16 protein-coding genes and 1 tRNA gene are annotated in these 18075 nt (G+C 63.3%); 16 read left to right on the top strand and 1 reads right to left on the bottom strand.

All coding sequences use genetic code 11. The features are described from left to right. The 15 genes from nuoH (at position 1) to CK219_RS00675 (ending at position 16842) form a co-directional block, all read left to right on the top strand. Positions 1 to 1044: an NADH-quinone oxidoreductase subunit NuoH gene (nuoH, locus tag CK219_RS00605; RefSeq protein ID WP_095764865.1), complete on the top strand. Its 1044-nt coding sequence runs from the start codon at positions 1 to 3 to the stop codon at positions 1042 to 1044. Continuing rightward, entirely contained in the window at positions 1044 to 1535 is a 492-nt protein-coding gene (gene nuoI / locus CK219_RS00610) for an NADH-quinone oxidoreductase subunit NuoI (RefSeq protein WP_095764866.1), read from the top strand. The genes nuoH and nuoI overlap by 1 nt, the downstream gene beginning before the upstream one ends. A 229-nt stretch (positions 1536 to 1764) precedes the next feature. After that, positions 1765 to 2385 (top strand): NADH-quinone oxidoreductase subunit J, encoded by a 621-nt coding sequence (locus CK219_RS00615; RefSeq protein ID WP_095764867.1) that lies wholly within the window; start codon positions 1765 to 1767, stop codon positions 2383 to 2385. 1 nt (position 2386) lies between these two features. Next, positions 2387 to 2695, top strand: coding sequence for an NADH-quinone oxidoreductase subunit NuoK (nuoK, locus tag CK219_RS00620; protein ID WP_027168992.1), 309 nt, complete (start codon positions 2387 to 2389; stop codon positions 2693 to 2695). A gap of 11 nt (positions 2696 to 2706) precedes the next feature. After that, positions 2707 to 4680, top strand: a complete 1974-nt coding sequence (nuoL, locus tag CK219_RS00625; protein WP_095765537.1) for an NADH-quinone oxidoreductase subunit L — start codon at positions 2707 to 2709, stop codon at positions 4678 to 4680. Continuing rightward, positions 4680 to 6185: an NADH-quinone oxidoreductase subunit M gene (locus CK219_RS00630; protein WP_095764868.1), complete on the top strand. Its 1506-nt coding sequence runs from the start codon at positions 4680 to 4682 to the stop codon at positions 6183 to 6185. The genes nuoL and CK219_RS00630 overlap by 1 nt, the downstream gene beginning before the upstream one ends. Positions 6186 to 6199: 14 nt before the next feature. Beyond that, entirely contained in the window at positions 6200 to 7636 is a 1437-nt protein-coding gene (gene nuoN / locus CK219_RS00635) for an NADH-quinone oxidoreductase subunit NuoN (protein WP_095764869.1), read from the top strand. Positions 7637 to 7640: 4 nt separating this feature from the next. Beyond that, positions 7641 to 8462, top strand: a complete 822-nt coding sequence (locus CK219_RS00640; protein WP_095764870.1) for a biotin--[acetyl-CoA-carboxylase] ligase — start codon at positions 7641 to 7643, stop codon at positions 8460 to 8462. Positions 8463 to 8558: 96 nt separating this feature from the next. After that, on the top strand, positions 8559 to 10229 hold the full coding sequence (locus CK219_RS00645) for a ribonuclease J (protein WP_095764871.1): 1671 nt from the start codon (positions 8559 to 8561) through the stop codon (positions 10227 to 10229). 128 nt (positions 10230 to 10357) lie between these two features. Next, positions 10358 to 10762, top strand: coding sequence for a methylmalonyl-CoA epimerase (gene mce, locus CK219_RS00650; RefSeq protein WP_095764872.1), 405 nt, complete (start codon positions 10358 to 10360; stop codon positions 10760 to 10762). Then, complete coding sequence (locus CK219_RS00655; protein ID WP_095764873.1) at positions 10759 to 11043, top strand: DUF1467 family protein; 285 nt, start codon at positions 10759 to 10761, stop codon at positions 11041 to 11043. Before mce ends, CK219_RS00655 begins: the two co-directional genes overlap by 4 nt. A gap of 574 nt (positions 11044 to 11617) precedes the next feature. Further along, complete coding sequence (gene proS / locus CK219_RS00660) at positions 11618 to 12946, top strand: proline--tRNA ligase (RefSeq protein WP_095764874.1); 1329 nt, start codon at positions 11618 to 11620, stop codon at positions 12944 to 12946. Further along, complete coding sequence (locus CK219_RS00665; protein ID WP_095764875.1) at positions 12943 to 14229, top strand: lipoprotein-releasing ABC transporter permease subunit; 1287 nt, start codon at positions 12943 to 12945, stop codon at positions 14227 to 14229. Before proS ends, CK219_RS00665 begins: the two co-directional genes overlap by 4 nt. Further along, entirely contained in the window at positions 14226 to 14909 is a 684-nt protein-coding gene (locus tag CK219_RS00670) for an ABC transporter ATP-binding protein (protein WP_176476897.1), read from the top strand. The genes CK219_RS00665 and CK219_RS00670 overlap by 4 nt, the downstream gene beginning before the upstream one ends. 682 nt (positions 14910 to 15591) lie before the next feature. Continuing rightward, a complete protein-coding gene (locus tag CK219_RS00675; protein WP_095764876.1) occupies positions 15592 to 16842 on the top strand; it encodes a site-2 protease family protein in 1251 nt (416 codons plus the stop codon). Positions 16843 to 16996: 154 nt separating this feature from the next. Here CK219_RS00675 and lipB read toward each other — a convergent pair whose 3' ends face one another. Next, entirely contained in the window at positions 16997 to 17740 is a 744-nt protein-coding gene (lipB, locus tag CK219_RS00680; protein ID WP_095764877.1) for a lipoyl(octanoyl) transferase LipB, read from the bottom strand. 239 nt (positions 17741 to 17979) lie between these two features. Here lipB and CK219_RS00685 point away from each other — a divergent pair. After that, positions 17980 to 18064 (top strand) — tRNA-Leu (locus CK219_RS00685). The last annotated feature ends 11 nt before the right edge of the window (positions 18065 to 18075 follow it).

Genomic DNA, 18075 nt, shown 5'->3' on the forward strand with positions numbered 1-18075 from the left:
ATGGACACCTTCTTTTCCTTCTATGTGCTGCCGACGCTGCTGATCCTGTTGAAGTCGGTCGTGCTGATCGTCGTGCTTCTGATCGGCGTCGCCTATCTGCTTTATGCCGACCGCAAGATCTGGGCGGCGGTGCAATTGCGGCGCGGGCCGAACGTCGTCGGTCCGTGGGGAACGCTGCAGGCCTTTGCCGACCTTCTGAAATTCGTCTTCAAAGAGCCGGTGATCCCGTCGGGCGCCAACAAGGGCGTGTTCCTTCTGGCGCCGCTGGTCTCGGCGGTGCTGGCGATTTCGGCCTGGGCGGTCATTCCGGTCAATGAGGGCTGGGCGATCGCCAACATCAATGTCGGCATCCTTTATGTTTTCGCCATCTCCTCGCTCGAGGTCTATGGCGTGATCATGGGCGGCTGGGCATCAAACTCGAAGTACCCGTTCCTCGGCGCGCTGCGCTCGGCCGCGCAGATGGTGTCCTACGAAGTCTCGATCGGCTTCGTCATCGTCACCGTGCTGCTCACCGTCGGCTCGCTCAACCTCTCCGACATCGTCATGTCGCAGCAGGACGGTCTCGGCACGCGGCTCGGCCTGCCCAACACCTTCCTCGACTGGCACTGGCTGTCGCTGTTGCCGATGTTCGTGGTGTTCTTCATTTCCGCGCTTGCCGAGACGAACCGCCCGCCCTTCGACCTGGTGGAAGCGGAATCGGAACTCGTCGCCGGCCACATGGTCGAATATTCGTCGACGCCGTTCCTGCTGTTCTTCCTCGGCGAGTATGTCGCCGTCGTGCTGATGTGCGCGCTGGCGACCATCCTGTTCCTCGGCGGCTGGCTGCCGCCGTTCAACTTCGCGCCCTTCACCTGGATACCTGGGGTGATCTGGTTCGTGCTGAAGATCTGCCTGATGTTCTTCATGTTCTCGATGGTGAAGGCTTTTGTGCCGCGCTACCGCTACGACCAGCTGATGCGGCTGGGCTGGAAGGTGTTCCTGCCGATTTCGCTGTTCATGGTCGTGGCCACCGCGGCCTTCCTCAAGATCACGGGGTTTGCGTGATGTCCGCTCTGGCCCAGGCCGCAAAATCGCTGCTGCTGAAGGATTTCGTCAGCGCCTTCTTCCTGTCGATGCGCCAATTCTTCGCGCCGAAGGAAACGATCAACTATCCGCATGAGAAGGGGCCGATCAGCCCACGCTTCCGCGGCGAGCATGCGCTGCGCCGCTATCCGAACGGCGAGGAACGCTGCATCGCCTGCAAGCTTTGCGAGGCGATCTGTCCGGCGCAGGCCATCACCATCGAGGCCGGCCCGCGCCGCAATGACGGCACGCGCCGCACCGTGCGCTACGACATCGACATGGTGAAGTGCATCTATTGCGGCTTCTGCCAGGAAGCCTGCCCGGTCGACGCCATCGTCGAAGGGCCCAATTTCGAATTCGCGACCGAGACGCGCGAGGAGCTCTACTACAACAAGGAAAAGCTGCTCGCGAACGGCGATCGCTGGGAGCGGGAGCTGGCGCGCAACATCGCGCTGGATGCGCCGTATAGGTGATTAGCGTGCTTCTCCCCGTTTACGGGGAGAAGACGCCGGCAGGCAGATGAGGGGCCGCGCCAGCTTCTGGAAACTTGGCGTACCCCTCATCCGGCCCTTCGGGCCACCTTCTCCCTGTAAACGGGGAGAAAGAACAAGAAAGTGGACGGCGCAACGTCGTCCGTCTAAGGAACACGCGGTTTCGAACCGGAGGCGGGTCGGAGTCGGAATTTGGAACCCGGGGGAACCCATGCTGAGTGGACTAGAGGCGGCCTTTTTCTACCTCTTCGCCTTTATCGCCGTGGCGTCGGCCTTCATGGTCATTTCGTCGCGCAACCCCGTGCATTCGGTGCTCTTCCTGATCCTCACCTTCTTCAACGCCGCGGGTCTGTTCATGCTGACCGGCGCCGAGTTCCTGGCGATGATCCTGCTGGTCGTCTATGTCGGCGCGGTTATGGTGCTGTTCCTGTTCGTCGTCATGATGCTCGACGTCGACTTCGCCGAGATGAAAGAGGGCGCGCTGCAATACGCGCCGATCGGCGCGCTGGTCGGGCTGATCCTGGCGGCGGAGCTGATCGTCGTGCTCGGCGGCTACACATTTGCGCCGCAGCTCGCCTCGACGGTCGCCAAGGCGACGCCGGATCTCGCCACGCGCTCCAACACGGCGGCGCTCGGCGACATCCTCTACACGGACTACCTCTATTATTTCCAGATTTCCGGCCTTGTGCTGCTGGTCGCCATGATCGGCGCCATCGTCTTGACGCTGCGCCATAAGGAAGGCGTCAAGCGGCAGTCGATCGCCGCGCAGGTCGCCCGCACGCCGGCGACGGGCATAGAAATCCGCAAGGTCAAATCGGGCGAGGGCATCTGAGATGGTCGTCGGCATTGCACACTACCTGACGGTATCGGCGATCCTGTTCACGCTCGGCGTGTTCGGCATCTTCCTGAACCGCCGCAACATCATCGTCATCCTGATGTCGATCGAGCTCATCCTGCTTGCGGTCAACATCAACTTCGTCGCTTTCTCGGCGGCGCTGCATGACCTTGTCGGACAGGTCTTTGCCCTGTTCGTGCTGACGGTCGCAGCCGCTGAAGCCGCGATCGGACTTGCCATTCTTGTCGTCTTCTTCCGCAACCGCGGCTCGATCGCGGTCGAAGACGTGAGCGCGATGAAGGGTTGACGGGAACCATCATGTATCAGGCTATCGTCTTCCTTCCGCTGCTCGGCTTCCTGATTGTCGGCCTGTTCGGCAATTCGCTCGGCGCCAAGGCTTCCGAATACATCACCTCCGGCTTCCTGGTGATCGCGGCGGTGCTGTCGTGGGTTGCCTTCTTCACCGTCGGCTTCGGCCATGGCGAAGTGTTCACCGTGCCGGTGCTGCGCTGGATCCAGTCGGGCGGCATCGACGCCTCCTGGGCGCTCAGGATCGACACGCTGACGGTGGTTATGCTGGTCGTCGTCAACACCGTGTCGGCGCTGGTCCATATCTACTCGATCGGCTACATGCACTACGATCCGAACCGGCCGCGTTTCTTCGCCTATCTGTCGCTGTTCACCTTCGCGATGCTGATGCTGGTGACGGCCGACAACCTCATCCAGATGTTCTTCGGCTGGGAGGGCGTCGGTCTCGCCTCGTATCTGCTGATCGGCTTCTGGTACAAGAAGCCGTCGGCCAATGCCGCCGCCATCAAGGCTTTCGTCGTCAACCGCGTCGGCGACTTCGGCTTCGCGCTCGGCATCTTCGGCGTGTTCGTGCTGTTCGGCTCGGTCAATCTGAGTACCGTGTTCGCCAATGCCGCATCCTTCCTGCCGGCCGAAGGCGCGCCGGCGGGTGCTGCCATGCTCACTTTCCTCGGCCAAGCGCTCGACAAACAGACGGCGCTGACGGTGGTCTGCCTGCTGCTCTTCATGGGCGCCATGGGCAAGTCGGCGCAGGTGCCGCTGCACACTTGGCTGCCGGACGCGATGGAAGGCCCGACGCCGGTCTCCGCGCTCATCCACGCGGCGACCATGGTGACCGCCGGCGTGTTCATGCTGGCGAGGCTTTCGCCGCTGTTCGAGCTGTCGCATTCGGCGCTGACCGTCGTCACTTTCATCGGCGCATTCACCGCCTTCTTCGCGGCGACCGTCGGCCTCGTCCAGAACGACATCAAGCGCGTCATCGCCTATTCGACCTGCTCGCAGCTCGGCTACATGTTCGTGGCGCTAGGCGTCGGCGCTTATGGCGCGGCGATCTTCCACCTTTTCACGCACGCCTTCTTCAAGGCGCTGCTGTTCCTCGGCTCCGGCTCGGTCATCCATGCCGTATCCGACGAGCAGGACATGCGCAAGATGGGCGGCCTGCGCAGGCTCATCCCGGCGACCTACTGGATGATGATCGTCGGCACGCTGGCGCTGACCGGCGTCGGCATTCCGGCAACGGTGATCGGCACCGCCGGCTTCTTCTCCAAGGACGCCATCATCGCGACCTCCTTCGCCAGCCACAATGCGGTCGCCGGCTTCGCCTTTATCCTGCTGGTGGTCGCCGCCTGCTTCACCAGCTTCTATTCCTGGCGGCTGATCTTCATGACCTTCCACGGCGAGCCGCGCGCCAGCCACGAGGTCATGCACCATGTCCACGAATCGCCGCCGGTGATGCTGGTGCCGCTCTATGTGCTGGCCGCCGGCGCGCTGTTTGCCGGTATCATCTTCCACGGCGCCTTCATCGGCGAGGGTTACGCCGAATTCTGGAAGGCTTCGCTGTTCACGCTGCCGGAAAACCACATCCTGCATGAGATCCACGAATTGCCGCTCTGGGTAGAGCTCGCCCCGTTCGTCGCCATGCTGATCGGCCTCGCGGTGGCCTGGAAATTCTATATCCGCTCGCCGGAACTTCCCCGAAGCGTCGCCGCCAATCATCGCCTGCTTTATGCGTTCCTGCTCAACAAGTGGTATTTCGACGAGCTCTACGACTTCCTGTTCGTGCGGCCGGCGAAGCGCCTCGGCAGGTTCCTGTGGAAGACCGGAGACGGCGCCGTCATCGACGGCCTCGGCCCCGACGGCATCTCGGCGCGCGTCGTCGACGTCACCAACAGGGTCGTCAAGCTGCAGACCGGCTATCTCTATCACTATGCCTTCGCCATGCTGATCGGCGTGGCCGCTCTCGTCACCTGGATGATGCTCTGATGACCGACTGGCCAATCCTCTCGCTGGTCACCTTCCTGCCGCTGGTTGGTGTTCTGCTCATCCTATTCATCAGCGACGACAGCGAAAACGCGCGCCGCAACATCCGCGCCATCGCCTTCATCACGACGGCGTTCACCTTCGTGATCTCGCTGTTCATCTGGACGGGCTTCGACAATTCGCAGGCCGGCTTCCAGTTCGTCGAGAAGCACGCCTGGCTGGATTCGGGCATTTCCTACCACATGGGCGTCGACGGCATCTCGATGCTGTTCGTCATCCTGACCACCTTCCTGATGCCGCTTTGCATACTGGCCTCCTGGGATGCGATCGAGAAGCGGGTCAAGGCCTATATGATCGCCTTCCTGATCCTCGAGACGCTGATGATCGGCGTGTTCTGCGCGCTCGACATCGTGCTGTTCTACGTCTTCTTCGAGGCTGGCCTGATTCCGATGTTCATCATCATCGGCGTCTGGGGCGGCAAGCGGCGCGTCTATGCCTCGTTCAAGTTCTTCCTCTACACGCTCGCCGGCTCGGTGCTGATGCTGCTCGCCATCATGGCGATGTTCTTCCAGTCGGGCACCACCGACATTCCGACGCTTCTGACGCATAATTTCCCGGCCAACATGCAGACTTGGCTGTGGCTCGCCTTCTTCGCCTCCTTCGCGGTGAAGATGCCGATGTGGCCGGTGCATACCTGGCTGCCGGACGCGCATGTCGAGGCGCCGACCGCGGGCTCCGTCATCCTGGCGGGCATCCTCCTGAAGATGGGCGGGTATGGCTTCCTGCGCTTCTCGCTGCCGATGTTCCCGGAAGCGTCCGCGATGTTCGCGCCGCTGGTGTTCACGCTCTCTGTCGTGGCCATCATCTACACCTCGCTGGTGGCGCTGATGCAGGAGGACATGAAGAAGCTGATCGCCTATTCGTCGGTCGCCCATATGGGCTTCGTCACCATGGGCATCTTCGCTATGAACCAGGAAGGCGTGCAGGGCGCGATCTTCCAGATGCTCAGCCACGGCCTCGTCTCGGGCGCGCTGTTCCTGTGCGTCGGCGTCATCTACGACCGTATGCATACGCGCGAGATCGACGCCTATGGCGGCCTGGTCAACAACATGCCGAAATACGCCACCGTGTTCATGATCTTCACCATGGCCAATGTCGGCCTTCCCGGCACCAGCGGCTTCATCGGCGAGTTCCTGACCATGCTCGGCGTGTTCAAGGTCAACACCTGGGTGGCGTTCTTCGCCGCCACCGGCGTCATCCTGTCGGCGGCCTACGCACTGTGGCTCTATCGCCGGGTGATCTTCGGCGCGCTGAGCAAGGACAGCCTGAAAAACCTGCTCGACCTTTCGCCGCGCGAGAAGGCGATCGTCTACCCGCTGGTGGTGCTGGTCATCTTCTTCGGCGTCTACCCGGCGCCGGTGTTCGACGCGACGGCCCAGTCGGTCAAGACGCTCGTCACCAACGTCACCGCATCCATCAATTCCGCGCAGACCGCGGCGGCGAACTGACTGGGGAATAGACCATGACGCCGGACCTTCTCTCCAGCTTTTCGCTCTCGACGCCGGAACTGATCCTCGCCGTGGGCGCGCTGGCGCTCCTGATGATCGGGGCCTATTCGCGCTCCAACAACACCATGACCGTGACCGGCCTGGCCGTCCTCGTGCTGGTGGTGGCCGGACTGTGGCTTGGCTTCTCCGGCACGCAAGGCGCTGCTTATGGCGGCGCCTTCGTGCAGGATGCCTTCAGCGCCTTCATGAAGATGCTGGCGCTGATCGGATCGGCGGTGACGCTGGTCATGTCGATGCGCTTTGCGCGCCAGGAGCATTTCGACAAGTTCGAATTCCCGGTTCTGGTGTTGCTCTGCACGCTCGGCATGATGTTGATGATTTCGGCCAACGGCATGATCGGGCTCTATCTCGGGCTCGAGCTGCAGTCGCTGGCGATCTATGTGCTGGCGGCGATCAACCGCGACAATCTGCGCTCGACCGAAGCCGGCCTGAAATACTTCGTCCTCGGCGCGCTGTCGTCGGGCATGCTGCTCTACGGCATCAGCCTCGTTTACGGCTACACCGGCAATACCGGCTTCCAGGAAATCGCGACGGCTCTTGGCAGCGGCGAGCGCCAGCTCGGCCTCGTCTTCGGCCTGGTGTTCGTGTTGGCAGGCCTCGCCTTCAAGATCTCGGCCGTGCCGTTCCATATGTGGACGCCGGATGTCTATGAGGGGGCGCCGACGCCGATCACCGCGTTCCTGGCAGCCGCCCCGAAGATGGCGGCGATGGCGCTGATCGTGCGCGTCACCATGGGCGCCTTCAAGCCGATCGCCTCGGACTGGCAGCAGATCGTCGTCTTCATCTCGATCGCTTCGATGGCGCTTGGCGCCTTCGCGGCCATCGGCCAGACCAACATCAAGCGCCTGATGGCCTATTCCTCGATCGGCCATATGGGCTATGCGCTGGTCGGCCTTGCCGCCAACAGCCAGGCCGGCGTGCGCGGCGTCGCCATCTACATGCTGATCTATCTGGTGATGACGCTCGGCACCTTTGCCTTCATCCTGGCCATGCGGCGCAAGGAAGGCAATGTCGAGCAGATCAGCGATCTTTCCGGTCTCGCCTCGACCAATCCGATCATGGCCACCATCCTCACCGTCCTGATGTTCTCGCTGGCCGGCATTCCGCCGCTCGCCGGCTTCTGGGGGAAGTGGTACGTGTTCCTCGCCGCCATCAACGCGCATCTCTACGCGCTGGCGATCATCGGCGTGCTGGCCTCGGTGGTGGGCGCCTATTATTACCTGCGCATCATCAAGATCATGTGGTTCGACGAGCCGGTCGGCGGCTTCGTGCCGATGGCCAGCGAGCTGCGCCTCGTGCTCGGCGCCAGCGGCGCCTTCGTGCTGTTCTACGTGCTGATCGGCGGGCCGATCGGCAGCTATGCCGAAGCCGCCGCCAAGACCTTCTTCTGACGGGATGGCATTTCGGCTGGCTCCAACCGCGGCGTCAGAGGGGTTCCGGCTCGAGGCGCATGACAGCGTCGGCTCGACCAATGCGCTGGCGCTGGAACACGCGCGCGCTGGCGATCCCGGCAAACTCTGGGTCGTTTCGAAGAAGCAGGAGAGCGGCCGCGGCCGGCGTGGCCGTGCCTGGGCGACGCCGGAGGGCAATCTCGCGGCGACGCTGCTCCTGGTTCCCGGCGGCGAGCTTCGGCTGGCCGCGACGCTCGGCTTCGTCGCCGGGCTGGCGCTGGCCGACGCGCTCGACGCCGTCGTGCCGAAGGGCCGGATCGCCGTCGCCTTGGATGGCGCAAGCCGGGGCCGCAACCGCTTCGAATTGAAATGGCCGAATGACGTGCTGGCTTCGGGCGCCAAGCTTGCCGGCATCCTGTTGGAATCGGCGATGCTCGAGGGCGGCCGCTTTGCCGTCGCTATCGGCATCGGCGTCAATGTCGTGGCTTACCCCGAAGATTTGCCTTATCCGGCGACGTCGCTGCGGGCGCTGGGCGCCACTTGCGATGCCGAAACGCTGTTCCTGGCGCTTTCGGATGCCTGGAGCGAGAATGCCAGGCTGTGGGATGACGGGCGCGGGCTCGATGCCATCAGAAAGCGCTGGCTTGCCCGCGCGGCAGGGCTCGGCGGTGAGGTTGCTGTCAGAATTGACGGCAATGTGGTGCGCGGCGTCTTCGAAACCATTGACGAGGACTGCCGTTTCGTGATCCGCGACGATGAGGGATCGGTTTTGACGATCGCGGCCGGCGACGTGCATTTCGGCGCGGTCGCCTCGGCCCGGGTATAATTTTGTTTTTGTGCAATTCCGTACGGAAAGCCGTGACACGCTTTTCCCGGGTTTGCGCCAACGGCTTGGCCAAAGCGGCCAGGAAGGAAAGAATTGATGGCGAATAAGGAAAACGCCGAGCTCGTCTTCGCGCCGCTGGGCGGCGTCGGCGAGATCGGCATGAACTTCGCCCTTTACGGCTATGGGCCTGCCGACGCGCGCGAATGGATCATCGTCGATGTCGGCGTCACCTTTCCGGACTCGGCACATCCCGGCGTTGATCTCATCCTGCCCGATACGCGCTTCATCGAGGAGAATATCGACGGCCTACGCGGCATCGTCATCACCCATGCGCATGAGGATCATTACGGGGCGCTGCTCGATATCTGGCCGAAGCTTAAAGTCCCGGTCTGGATGACGCCGTTCACCGCCGGGCTGCTCGAGGCCAAGCGACAGGGCGAGCAGGGCGCGCCGAAGATCCCGGCGTCGATCTACCGGGCCGGCGAGAAATTCACCATCGGACCTTTCGAGATCGAGGCCATTCCCGTGGCGCATTCGATTCCCGAGCCGATGTCGCTGGCGATCACCACGCCCGCCGGGATCGTCATCCACACCGGCGACTGGAAGATAGACCCGGCGCCGACGATCGGCCCGAAGACCGACGAGGCACGCTTCCGCGCCTATGGCGACAAGGGCGTGCTGGCGCTGATCTGCGATTCCACCAACGCGCTGAGGGAAGGGGAGTCGCCGTCGGAAGTCGCTGTCGGGGAAGGCCTCAAGGGCGTCATTGAGAGCGCGAAGGGGCGCGTCGCGGTCACGACCTTCTCCTCCAATGTCGGGCGTATCGTCTCGATCGCCAAGGCGGCACGCGATGCCGGCCGGCAATGCCTTGTGCTCGGCCGATCGCTGAAGCGCGTTATCGATGTGGCGGGCGAGCTCGGCTACATGGACGGGCTGCCGGAGTTCATCGCCGAGGAGGACTATGGCTATATCCCGCGCGAGAACCTGGTGATCATCTGCACCGGCAGCCAGGGCGAGCCGCTGGCGGCGCTGGCAAAGCTTTCACGCGACGAGATGAAGTCGGTGGCGCTGACGGCCGGCGACACGGTGGTGTTTTCCTCGCGCACCATTCCCGGCAACGAAAAGGGAATTCTCGAGATCAAGAACCGGCTGATTGATCTCGGCATGAAGATCATCGAGGACGGCGATGCGCTGGTGCATGTCTCCGGCCACCCGCGCCGCAGCGAATTGCGCAAAATGTATGAATGGGTGCGGCCGCAGATCGGCGTTCCCGTGCATGGCGAGGCGGCCCATCTGGTGGCGCAGGGCTCGCTGATGTCGATGTCGGGCATCGGCCAGGTGGCGCAGGTGCGCGACGGCGACATGCTGAGGCTCTGGCCAGGGCCGGCGACGATCATCGACCAGGTGCCGTTCGGGCGGCTCTACAAGGATGGCTCGCTGATCGGCACCGACCAGGCGATGGGCATACGCGACCGCCGCAAGCTTTCATTCGCCGGGCATGTCGCGGTCAATGTCGTGCTCGACGACAAATATGAGCTTGCCGGCGACCCCGACCTGGTGGCGATCGGCGTCGCCGAAGCGGATGCCCGCGGCGAGACGCTGGAGGATCTGATGCTCGATGCGGCAATCGGCGCGGTGGACTCCATTCCGCGTCAGCGCCGAAAAGACCTCGACCTGGTGCAGGAGGCGGTGCGCCGCGCAGTGCGCGGCGCCGCCAACGAAGCCTGGGGCAAGAAGCCGCTGGTGACGGTGTTCGTCACGCGGTGACGAACAAGGGAGTAGGGGAGTAAGGCAGTAGGGCAGTAGGGAAAGGGCGATAGATTTGTATACGCCGAGATTTTTTCCCTACTCCCTTACTGCCCTACTCCCTTACTCCCCTAAAAGCGGAGCGCTTTATGCTTGGACGCCTGAACCATGTCGCGCTTGCCGTGCCGGATCTGGCCGCGGCAATGGCCGCCTATCGCGATACGCTGGGCGCGCGCGTGGGCGAGCCGCAGGCGCTGCCGGAGCATGGTGTGAGCGTGGCGTTCATCGACGTCGGCAACACCAAGATCGAGTTGCTGGAACCACTGGGCGAGGCATCGCCCATCGCCGCGTTCCTCGAGAAGAACCCTTCGGGCGGCATGCATCACGTCTGCTATGAGGTGGACGATATCCTGGCCGCTCGCGATCATTTGAAGCAAAGCGGCGCGCGTGTGCTTGGCGACGGCAATCCGAAGATCGGCGCGCATGGCAAGCCGGTGCTGTTCCTGCATCCCAAGGATTTCTTCGGCACGCTGGTCGAACTGGAGCAGGCATGAACTGGATCCTGTTCGCCGCGCTGTTCTTCGTCACCTGGTGGCTGGTGCTGTTCGTCGTTCTGCCGTTCAGCCTGCGCACCCAGGACGACGACCAGGATGTCACGCTTGGCACCGTTTCCAGCGCACCGCGCGGCCCGCACATGCTGCGCGCCTTCGCCCGCGCGACGATCGTGACGGTGGTCGTGATGGGCATTCTCTACGGCCTGACGATGGGCCTGGGATTCAGCTTCGACGATATCATGCGGATCATGCCGGACTTTAGTCCGAATGCCCATCACTGACGCTGAAGATACAGTCTCCGCAAGTATTAAGCAGCATACGCGCGCCAAGGTTGAATTCGGAAGCCGGCTTCCGAATTCGACGGCTAACCATGGCTGACGCTGTTTGGCAGATGATCGCGCTAAGCAGATGATTGCACAAAAAAAATGCAAGGCACAAGGCCTTGCAATTTAAACGCGTCCGATCCGTTTCCGGTGTCCGGCGGCAGCGAGTTACCGCGCCTAGATCGCATCCTCCCAAGACTTTGACCGCGTAGGAGAGCAGATTTTTCTCCGCCCTCTCGGTTATCGGCGCACACTAGACCAAGGCAGGTGAAAATGTCACGAAGAATTTTGCCTCGAAACAGGCAATATCGTGCTGCACTGCACAATAGTGCGGCAGGGCTTGCTTGTGAATCGATCAAATAGCCATTTGCGGCACTTTGCAGCCAAAATCGCCTTTTTGGTAAGGTGCAGAAGGCCCGATACTTTGGGGCACTCGGGTTTCCATTCGGCCATGAAATGGCTATGAAGCCCGGGCAAGCAGCCTCGGTTGCGCCGATTCCCCGCGCCGCCATTTTCACTCACGGACCAGTCCATGCGTTTGTCGCGCTATTTCCTGCCCATTCTCAAAGAAAATCCCCGCGAGGCCGAGATCGTCTCGCATCGGCTGATGCTGCGCGCAGGCATGATCCGCCAGCAGGGGCAGGGCAGCTTTTCGTGGCTACCGCTCGGCAAGCGCGTGCTGGACAAAGTCTGCCAGATCATCCGCGAGGAACAGAACCGCGCCGGCGCGCTGGAAATCTTGATGCCGACCATCCAGTCGGCGGATCTTTGGCGCGAAAGCGGCCGTTACAACGACTACGGCAAGGAGATGCTGCGCATCAAGGACCGCCAGGACCGCGACATGCTCTACGGGCCGACGAACGAAGAGATGGTCACCGAGATTTTTCGCGCCTATGTGAAGTCCTACAAGGACCTGCCGCTCAACCTCTACCACATCCAATGGAAGTTCCGCGACGAGGTGCGCCCTCGCTTCGGCGTCATGCGCAGCAGAGAGTTCCTGATGAAGGACGCCTATTCCTTCGACCTCGATTTCGAGGGCGCCAAGGCCGCCTACAACCGCATGTTCGTCTCTTACCTCAGGACGTTTACACGTATGGGCCTGCAGGCCATTCCGATGCGCGCCGACACCGGTCCGATCGGCGGCGATCTCAGCCATGAGTTCATCATCCTGGCCGAGACCGGTGAGAGCCAGGTGTTCTGCGACCGCGCTTATCTGACGCTCGACGTGCCGGGCGCCGGCACCAACTTCTCCAACGACGCCGAGATCGGCGATATCGTGAAGAAGTGGACGACGCCTTATGCCGCCACCGACGAGATGCATGACGAGGCGGCCTGGGCGAACGTTCCGCCAAGCGAGCAGGTCTCGGCGCGCGGCATCGAGGTCGGCCATATCTTCCACTTCGGCGAGAAATACTCCAAGCCGATGAACGCCAAGGTGACCGGCCCCGACGGCAAGGACCATTACGCCTCGGGCGGCTCCTATGGCATCGGTCCGTCGCGCCTGGTCGCGGCGATCATCGAGGCCAGCCATGACGAGAACGGCATCATCTGGCCGGAAGCGGTGGCGCCCTTCGATATCGGCCTGATCAACATGAAGGTCGGCGATGGCGAATGCGACCGCGTCTGCGCCGAGCTCTACACGGCGCTGACTTCGGCGGGCAAGGACGTGCTTTATGACGATACCGACCAGCGGCCGGGCGGCAAGTTCGCCACCGCCGATCTGATCGGCCTGCCGTGGCAGGTGATCGTCGGCCCGCGCGGCGTGGCCGCCGGCGAGGTCGAGATCAAGAACCGCAGGTCGGGCGAGCGCGAGACGCTGCCGATCGCCGAAGCCAAGAAACGCCTGGGTATCGCCGCATGAACGAGGCGGCGGCAGCGGCCAGGTCAGCGGCGGGCGCTTTCTCCGGCTTCGAGCGCATGGTGGCGTGGCGCTATCTGCGATCGCGCCGCAAGGAGACGGTGATCTCGGTCATCGCCTCGATCTCCTTTCTCGGCATCATGCTCGGAGTCGCGACGTTGATCGTCGTCATGGCCGTGATGAACGGTTTCCGCGCCGAATTGCTGACCCGCATCCTCGGCGTCAACGGCCATCTCATCGTGCAGCCGCTCGATTCGCCGCTGGAGGACTACGCCCAGGTGGCGAGCCGCATCAACGGTGTTTCGGGCGTCAAATACGCCATCCCGCTGATCGACGGCCAGGTCCTGGCGCAAGGCAATGTCGGCGGCGGCACGGGCGCCCTGGTACGCGGCATCCGCGGCGAGGACCTCGGCAAGATTTCGATCGTCGCCAGCAACATCAAGCAGGGCACGCTCGACGGCTTCGACACCGGCGACGGCGTGGCGATCGGCAAGCGCATGGCCGAAAGCCTCGGGCTAGTGCTCGGCGACACCATCACGCTGATCTCGCCGGACGGCGATGTGACGCCGCTCGGCACCACGCCGCGCATGAAGGGCTACAAGGTGGCGGCGATCTTCGAGGTCGGCATGTCGGAATATGACAGCTCGATCGTCTACATGCCGTTCTCGGAAGCGCAGCTCTATTTCAACATGGACGGGCGAGCCCAGACCATCGAGATCTATGTCGACAATCCCGACAATGTCGACGCGCTGAAGCCGCTGGTCGAGCAGGCGACGCAGCGGCCGGTTGACCTCGTCGACTGGCGCCAGCGCAACGAGACCTTCTTCTCGGCGCTGCAGGTCGAGCGCAACGTCATGTTCATGATTCTCACGCTGATCGTGCTGGTGGCGGCGCTCAACATCATTTCCGGCCTCATCATGCTGGTGAAGGACAAGGGCCACGACATCGCCATCCTGCGCACGATGGGCGCCTCGCGCGGCGCGATCCTGCGCATCTTCCTGATGACGGGCGCGGCGATCGGCGTCACCGGCACGATCGCCGGCGTGCTGCTCGGCGTCGTCATCTGCCTCAACATCGAATCGATCCGCCAGTTCTTCTCCTGGATGACCGGCAGGATCCTGTTCAATCCCGAGCTCTATTTCCTCAGCCAGCTGCCGGCGAAGATGGATCCGCGCGAGACGACCTATGTCGTCATCATGGCGCTTGGCCTGTCGTTCCTCGCGACGGTGTTCCCGGCCTGGCGGGCCGCCCGGCTCGATCCCGTCGAAGCCTTGAGGTACGAATGATGGCCGAGGCCATTATCGAGTTGAAGGGCGTCGAGCGGCACTACGTCCAAGGGCCGCGCAAGCTCACCATTTTGAACGGCGCCGACTTTTCGCTCAGGCGCGGCGAGATGGTGGCGCTGGTGGCGCCGTCGGGCACCGGCAAGTCCACCCTTTTGCACACGGCGGGGCTATTGGAGCGGCCCGATGCGGGCGATGTGATCCTCGCCGGCCGTGCGTGCGGACGGCTGTCGGACGAGGAGCGCACCGCGATCCGCCGCAACGACGTCGGCTTCGTCTATCAATTCCATCATTTGCTGCCGGAGTTCTCCGCGCTCGAGAACATCATGATGCCGCAGCTGATCAAGGGGCTCGGCCGCAAGGAAGCATCCGAGCGGGCGGCGCAGCTCCTCGACTATATGCAGATCGGCAAGCGCGCGCAGCACCGGCCGGCCGAGCTTTCCGGCGGCGAGCAGCAGCGCGTCGCCATTGCCCGCGCCGTTGCCAACGCGCCGCTGGTGCTCCTGGCCGACGAGCCGACCGGCAATCTCGATCCGGTCACCGCCTCCTATGTGTTCGATGCGCTGGAGGCGCTGGTCAGGCAGTCGGGCCTCGCGGCGCTGATCGCCACCCATAACCACGAGCTGGCCTCGCGCATGGACCGGCGCGTGACGTTGGCCGAGGGGAAGGTGGTGCCGCTCTAGGCCAATGTCGTCATCCTAGGGCGAAGCTCCGCGAAGCGGAGCGAAGACCCTAGGATCCATTCCGTTACCTCTGCCGAAGAATGCGACGCCGCAGAGGGGGCAGAGGGGCTTTTAGAAGCCTTGTTCCGCACCGTAGCGAAGCATCAATCTCACGGAATGGATTCTAGGGTCTGCGCGCGTCGCTTCGCTCCTTGCTCCGCCCTAGAATGACGAAGCCATCGGCGTGTTGGCTAATCGCAAACGGCTGCGGTGTGCCCGCGGAGCAAGGCCCTCAACCTTTCCTTAACCCTGCCCAAACGGATCGCCCGAAATCAATCTGGCACGCCTCCGACGGTCGTTGACATTCGAACAAAATTAGAACAAATTACGAACAAAGCAACAACAGGAGAGAGTTATGAGCGATCTTGTTCAGGACGTCATTTCACTGGTTTGCATGAGCACCTTTCTCGTTTCCATGGCGATCTGGATCGGCGCCATGTGATCAGGCGGTTTCGCCGCCGTACGGGACGGGCAGATGACTGCCCGTCGTTGGGGCGGGCAGGAGCCCGCCCATGTCGGGATGGGGAGACCACCTGGAACGGGCAAGAGCCCACCCGCGGGACGGACAAGAGCCCGCCCGCTGTTAAGCCTTTCTTGGCCGCGTCGCCGCTAGGCTGCTCCCTCAAGACAGGGAGCCAAGGCAGTGTCGGTCATCGTCACGGTCACGCTCGTGGCCGGCAATCTCGGACTGATCTTTCTTTTGATGACCGTGCCGCTCGGACTGCGCACGGTGACGGTCAGCCGCGTGATCAAGGCCGACCGCAATTGCCTTTGGCAGGCGCTGTGGCCGTTCGGCGGCGACGCCGGCTGGTCGGGCGAAATCCTTGCCGCCGAGCCCCTGGATAGCGAAGGGACGGCGCTGATCCGGCTCTCGTGGGAAGGACGGGACGGCCGGCCGATCGACCGCAAGGCGCGGCTCGAGGATGTGGTGGAGGGAAGCTGCTTCTCGATGACGGTCCTCGAGGACACGGCGCTCGATCCCTCGTTCTGGGCGAACTATCGCGAGACCGCCGAGCTCGTACCGGAAGGTGATGCCACGCGGGTGACGCTCAGCCAGACCGATCGCTATCGCGGTGTCGCGTTCCTGATCTTCCGCTTCTTCGCCACGCGTCGCGAATTGCGCAAGCTCGACGTCTGGGCGGCGACGGGCACTTATCGCAGGGGCGGCTGGTTCGAGCATCCGCTGAGCCAGGTCGGCTTCGCCGTGCTTTCGGCCCTGATCCTGTGGCCGTTCTTCGGGCTCAATCTTGGCGGCCTGGCGCTGGCGGCGATCCTCACCTCGGTGGTCGCCCTGCACGAGCTTGGCCATATGGCCGCCTTCCGCCTGACGGGGCATCGCCGCGCGCGGATGATCTTCATTCCGCTGCTGGGCGGCATCGCCATCGGCGGCAGGCCCTATGACAGCCGCTTCGAGGTCGCCTTCGTGGCGCTTATGGGCGCCGGCTTCTCCGCCTTCCTGGTGCCGGTGCTGATCGCCGCCAGCGGCTTCGCCAATGGCGAAGGACATCGGTTGGCCGCCATGCTTTTGGCCACGCTTGCCGGCTGCGCGTCGCTGTTCAACATCGCCAATCTGGTGCCGGTGTGGAAATTCGACGGCGGCCAAGTGCTGCGCCAGATCTGCCCGGGGCCGGCCGCACTTGCGCTGGCGTCCTTCCTGCTGCTCTTGGCGCTTCTGTCGCTCGGCTGGCGGGCTGGTTTCTCGCCGAGCTTCCTGCTGATCGCCGGCGCGGTATTCGCGATGCTGAGCCTGATCACAGTGGGCAGCGGCGTCAAGCCGCGCCATGAGCTGAAGCCGATCCGGCCCTTCGACCAGCTGGCCATGGCCGGCGCGCTGCTCGCCGTCTTTGTCATCCATGGCTACGGCATGCTGTGGGCCTCGGCGCAGCTCATGTAGGGTGTGTCGATATTCAGGTGAGGCCGGTCTGCAAATGGCGGCTTCCTGCGCTTCCGGTGCTCACGTACGAAAAGTACGCTCCGCTCCGGTTCTCGGAACCCGCCATTTTCGACTCGGCCTGACCTGAATATCGACACACCCTAGGCGGAGCGGCTTAGCTAGCCTTGCGAGCAGGCTCTACAGCCGGAACGGCGGCAGGTCCGAACACATCCTCGAACGCAGCTTTCAGCGCGAGGTCGAGGTCGGCCATGGTGACGGGGAGGCCAAGATCGACGAGGCTGGTCACGCCATGATCCGAGACGCCGCAGGGCACGATGCCGCTGAAATGGCCGAGGTCCGGCTCGACATTGATGGCGATGCCGTGGAAGCTCACCCAGCGCCGCAGCCGGATGCCGATGGCCGCGATCTTGTCTTCGGCGGGCGTGCCGTCCGGCAGGGCGGGCCGGTCCGGCCGCACCACCCAGACGCCGACGCGGTCCTCGCGCCGCTCGCCGCGCACGTTGAAGGCGGCGAGCGTGGCGATGATCCATTGCTCGAGCGCCGCGACGAAGGCGCGCACATCCTCGCGCCGGCGCTTCAGGTCGAGCATCACATAGGCCACGCGCTGGCCAGGACCGTGATAGGTATATTCGCCGCCGCGCCCGGCGGCAAAAACTGGAAACCGGTTGGGATCGATCAGGTCATTGATTCGCGCGCTGGTGCCGGCGGTGTAGAGCGGCGGATGCTCGACCAGCCAGACCATCTCGCCGGCAGCACCGCTGCGGATCGCCTCGGCGCGCGCTTCCATGAAGGCCAGCGCGTCCGGATAAGAGGTCAGGCCAGGCTCGATCACCCATTCCACCGGCGCCGAACCAGGCAAAGGAAGGAACGACGTGGCGATCTGGCTGCGTTCTGTCATGGAACTTTCTCGATGCTCCTCTCATATGGCGGCAATCGGCCAAAACGTCCAGTTCCGCCAGTGTGAAGCCGAGCCGCGGAGGCTTGTGCCAGCCGCTTTGCCTGATGCACGTCGTCCTCCCAAAACCTCTGCGCACTTGTGGGCGATACGCATTCGCGAATATTCCGCTCGGCGCACTTGTTTCGCCGGAAACGATTTGCTACAGGCCCCGGGCCGGTCGGTTCCGGCTCCTACCACGTGCGGTCGTGGCGGAATTGGTAGACGCGCAGCGTTGAGGTCGCTGTGGGGCAACCCGTGGAAGTTCGAGTCTTCTCGACCGCACCATTCTCCCCAAA

It is taken from the genome of Mesorhizobium sp. WSM4313, assembly GCF_002294725.1.
Lineage (GTDB): Bacteria > Pseudomonadota > Alphaproteobacteria > Rhizobiales > Rhizobiaceae > Mesorhizobium.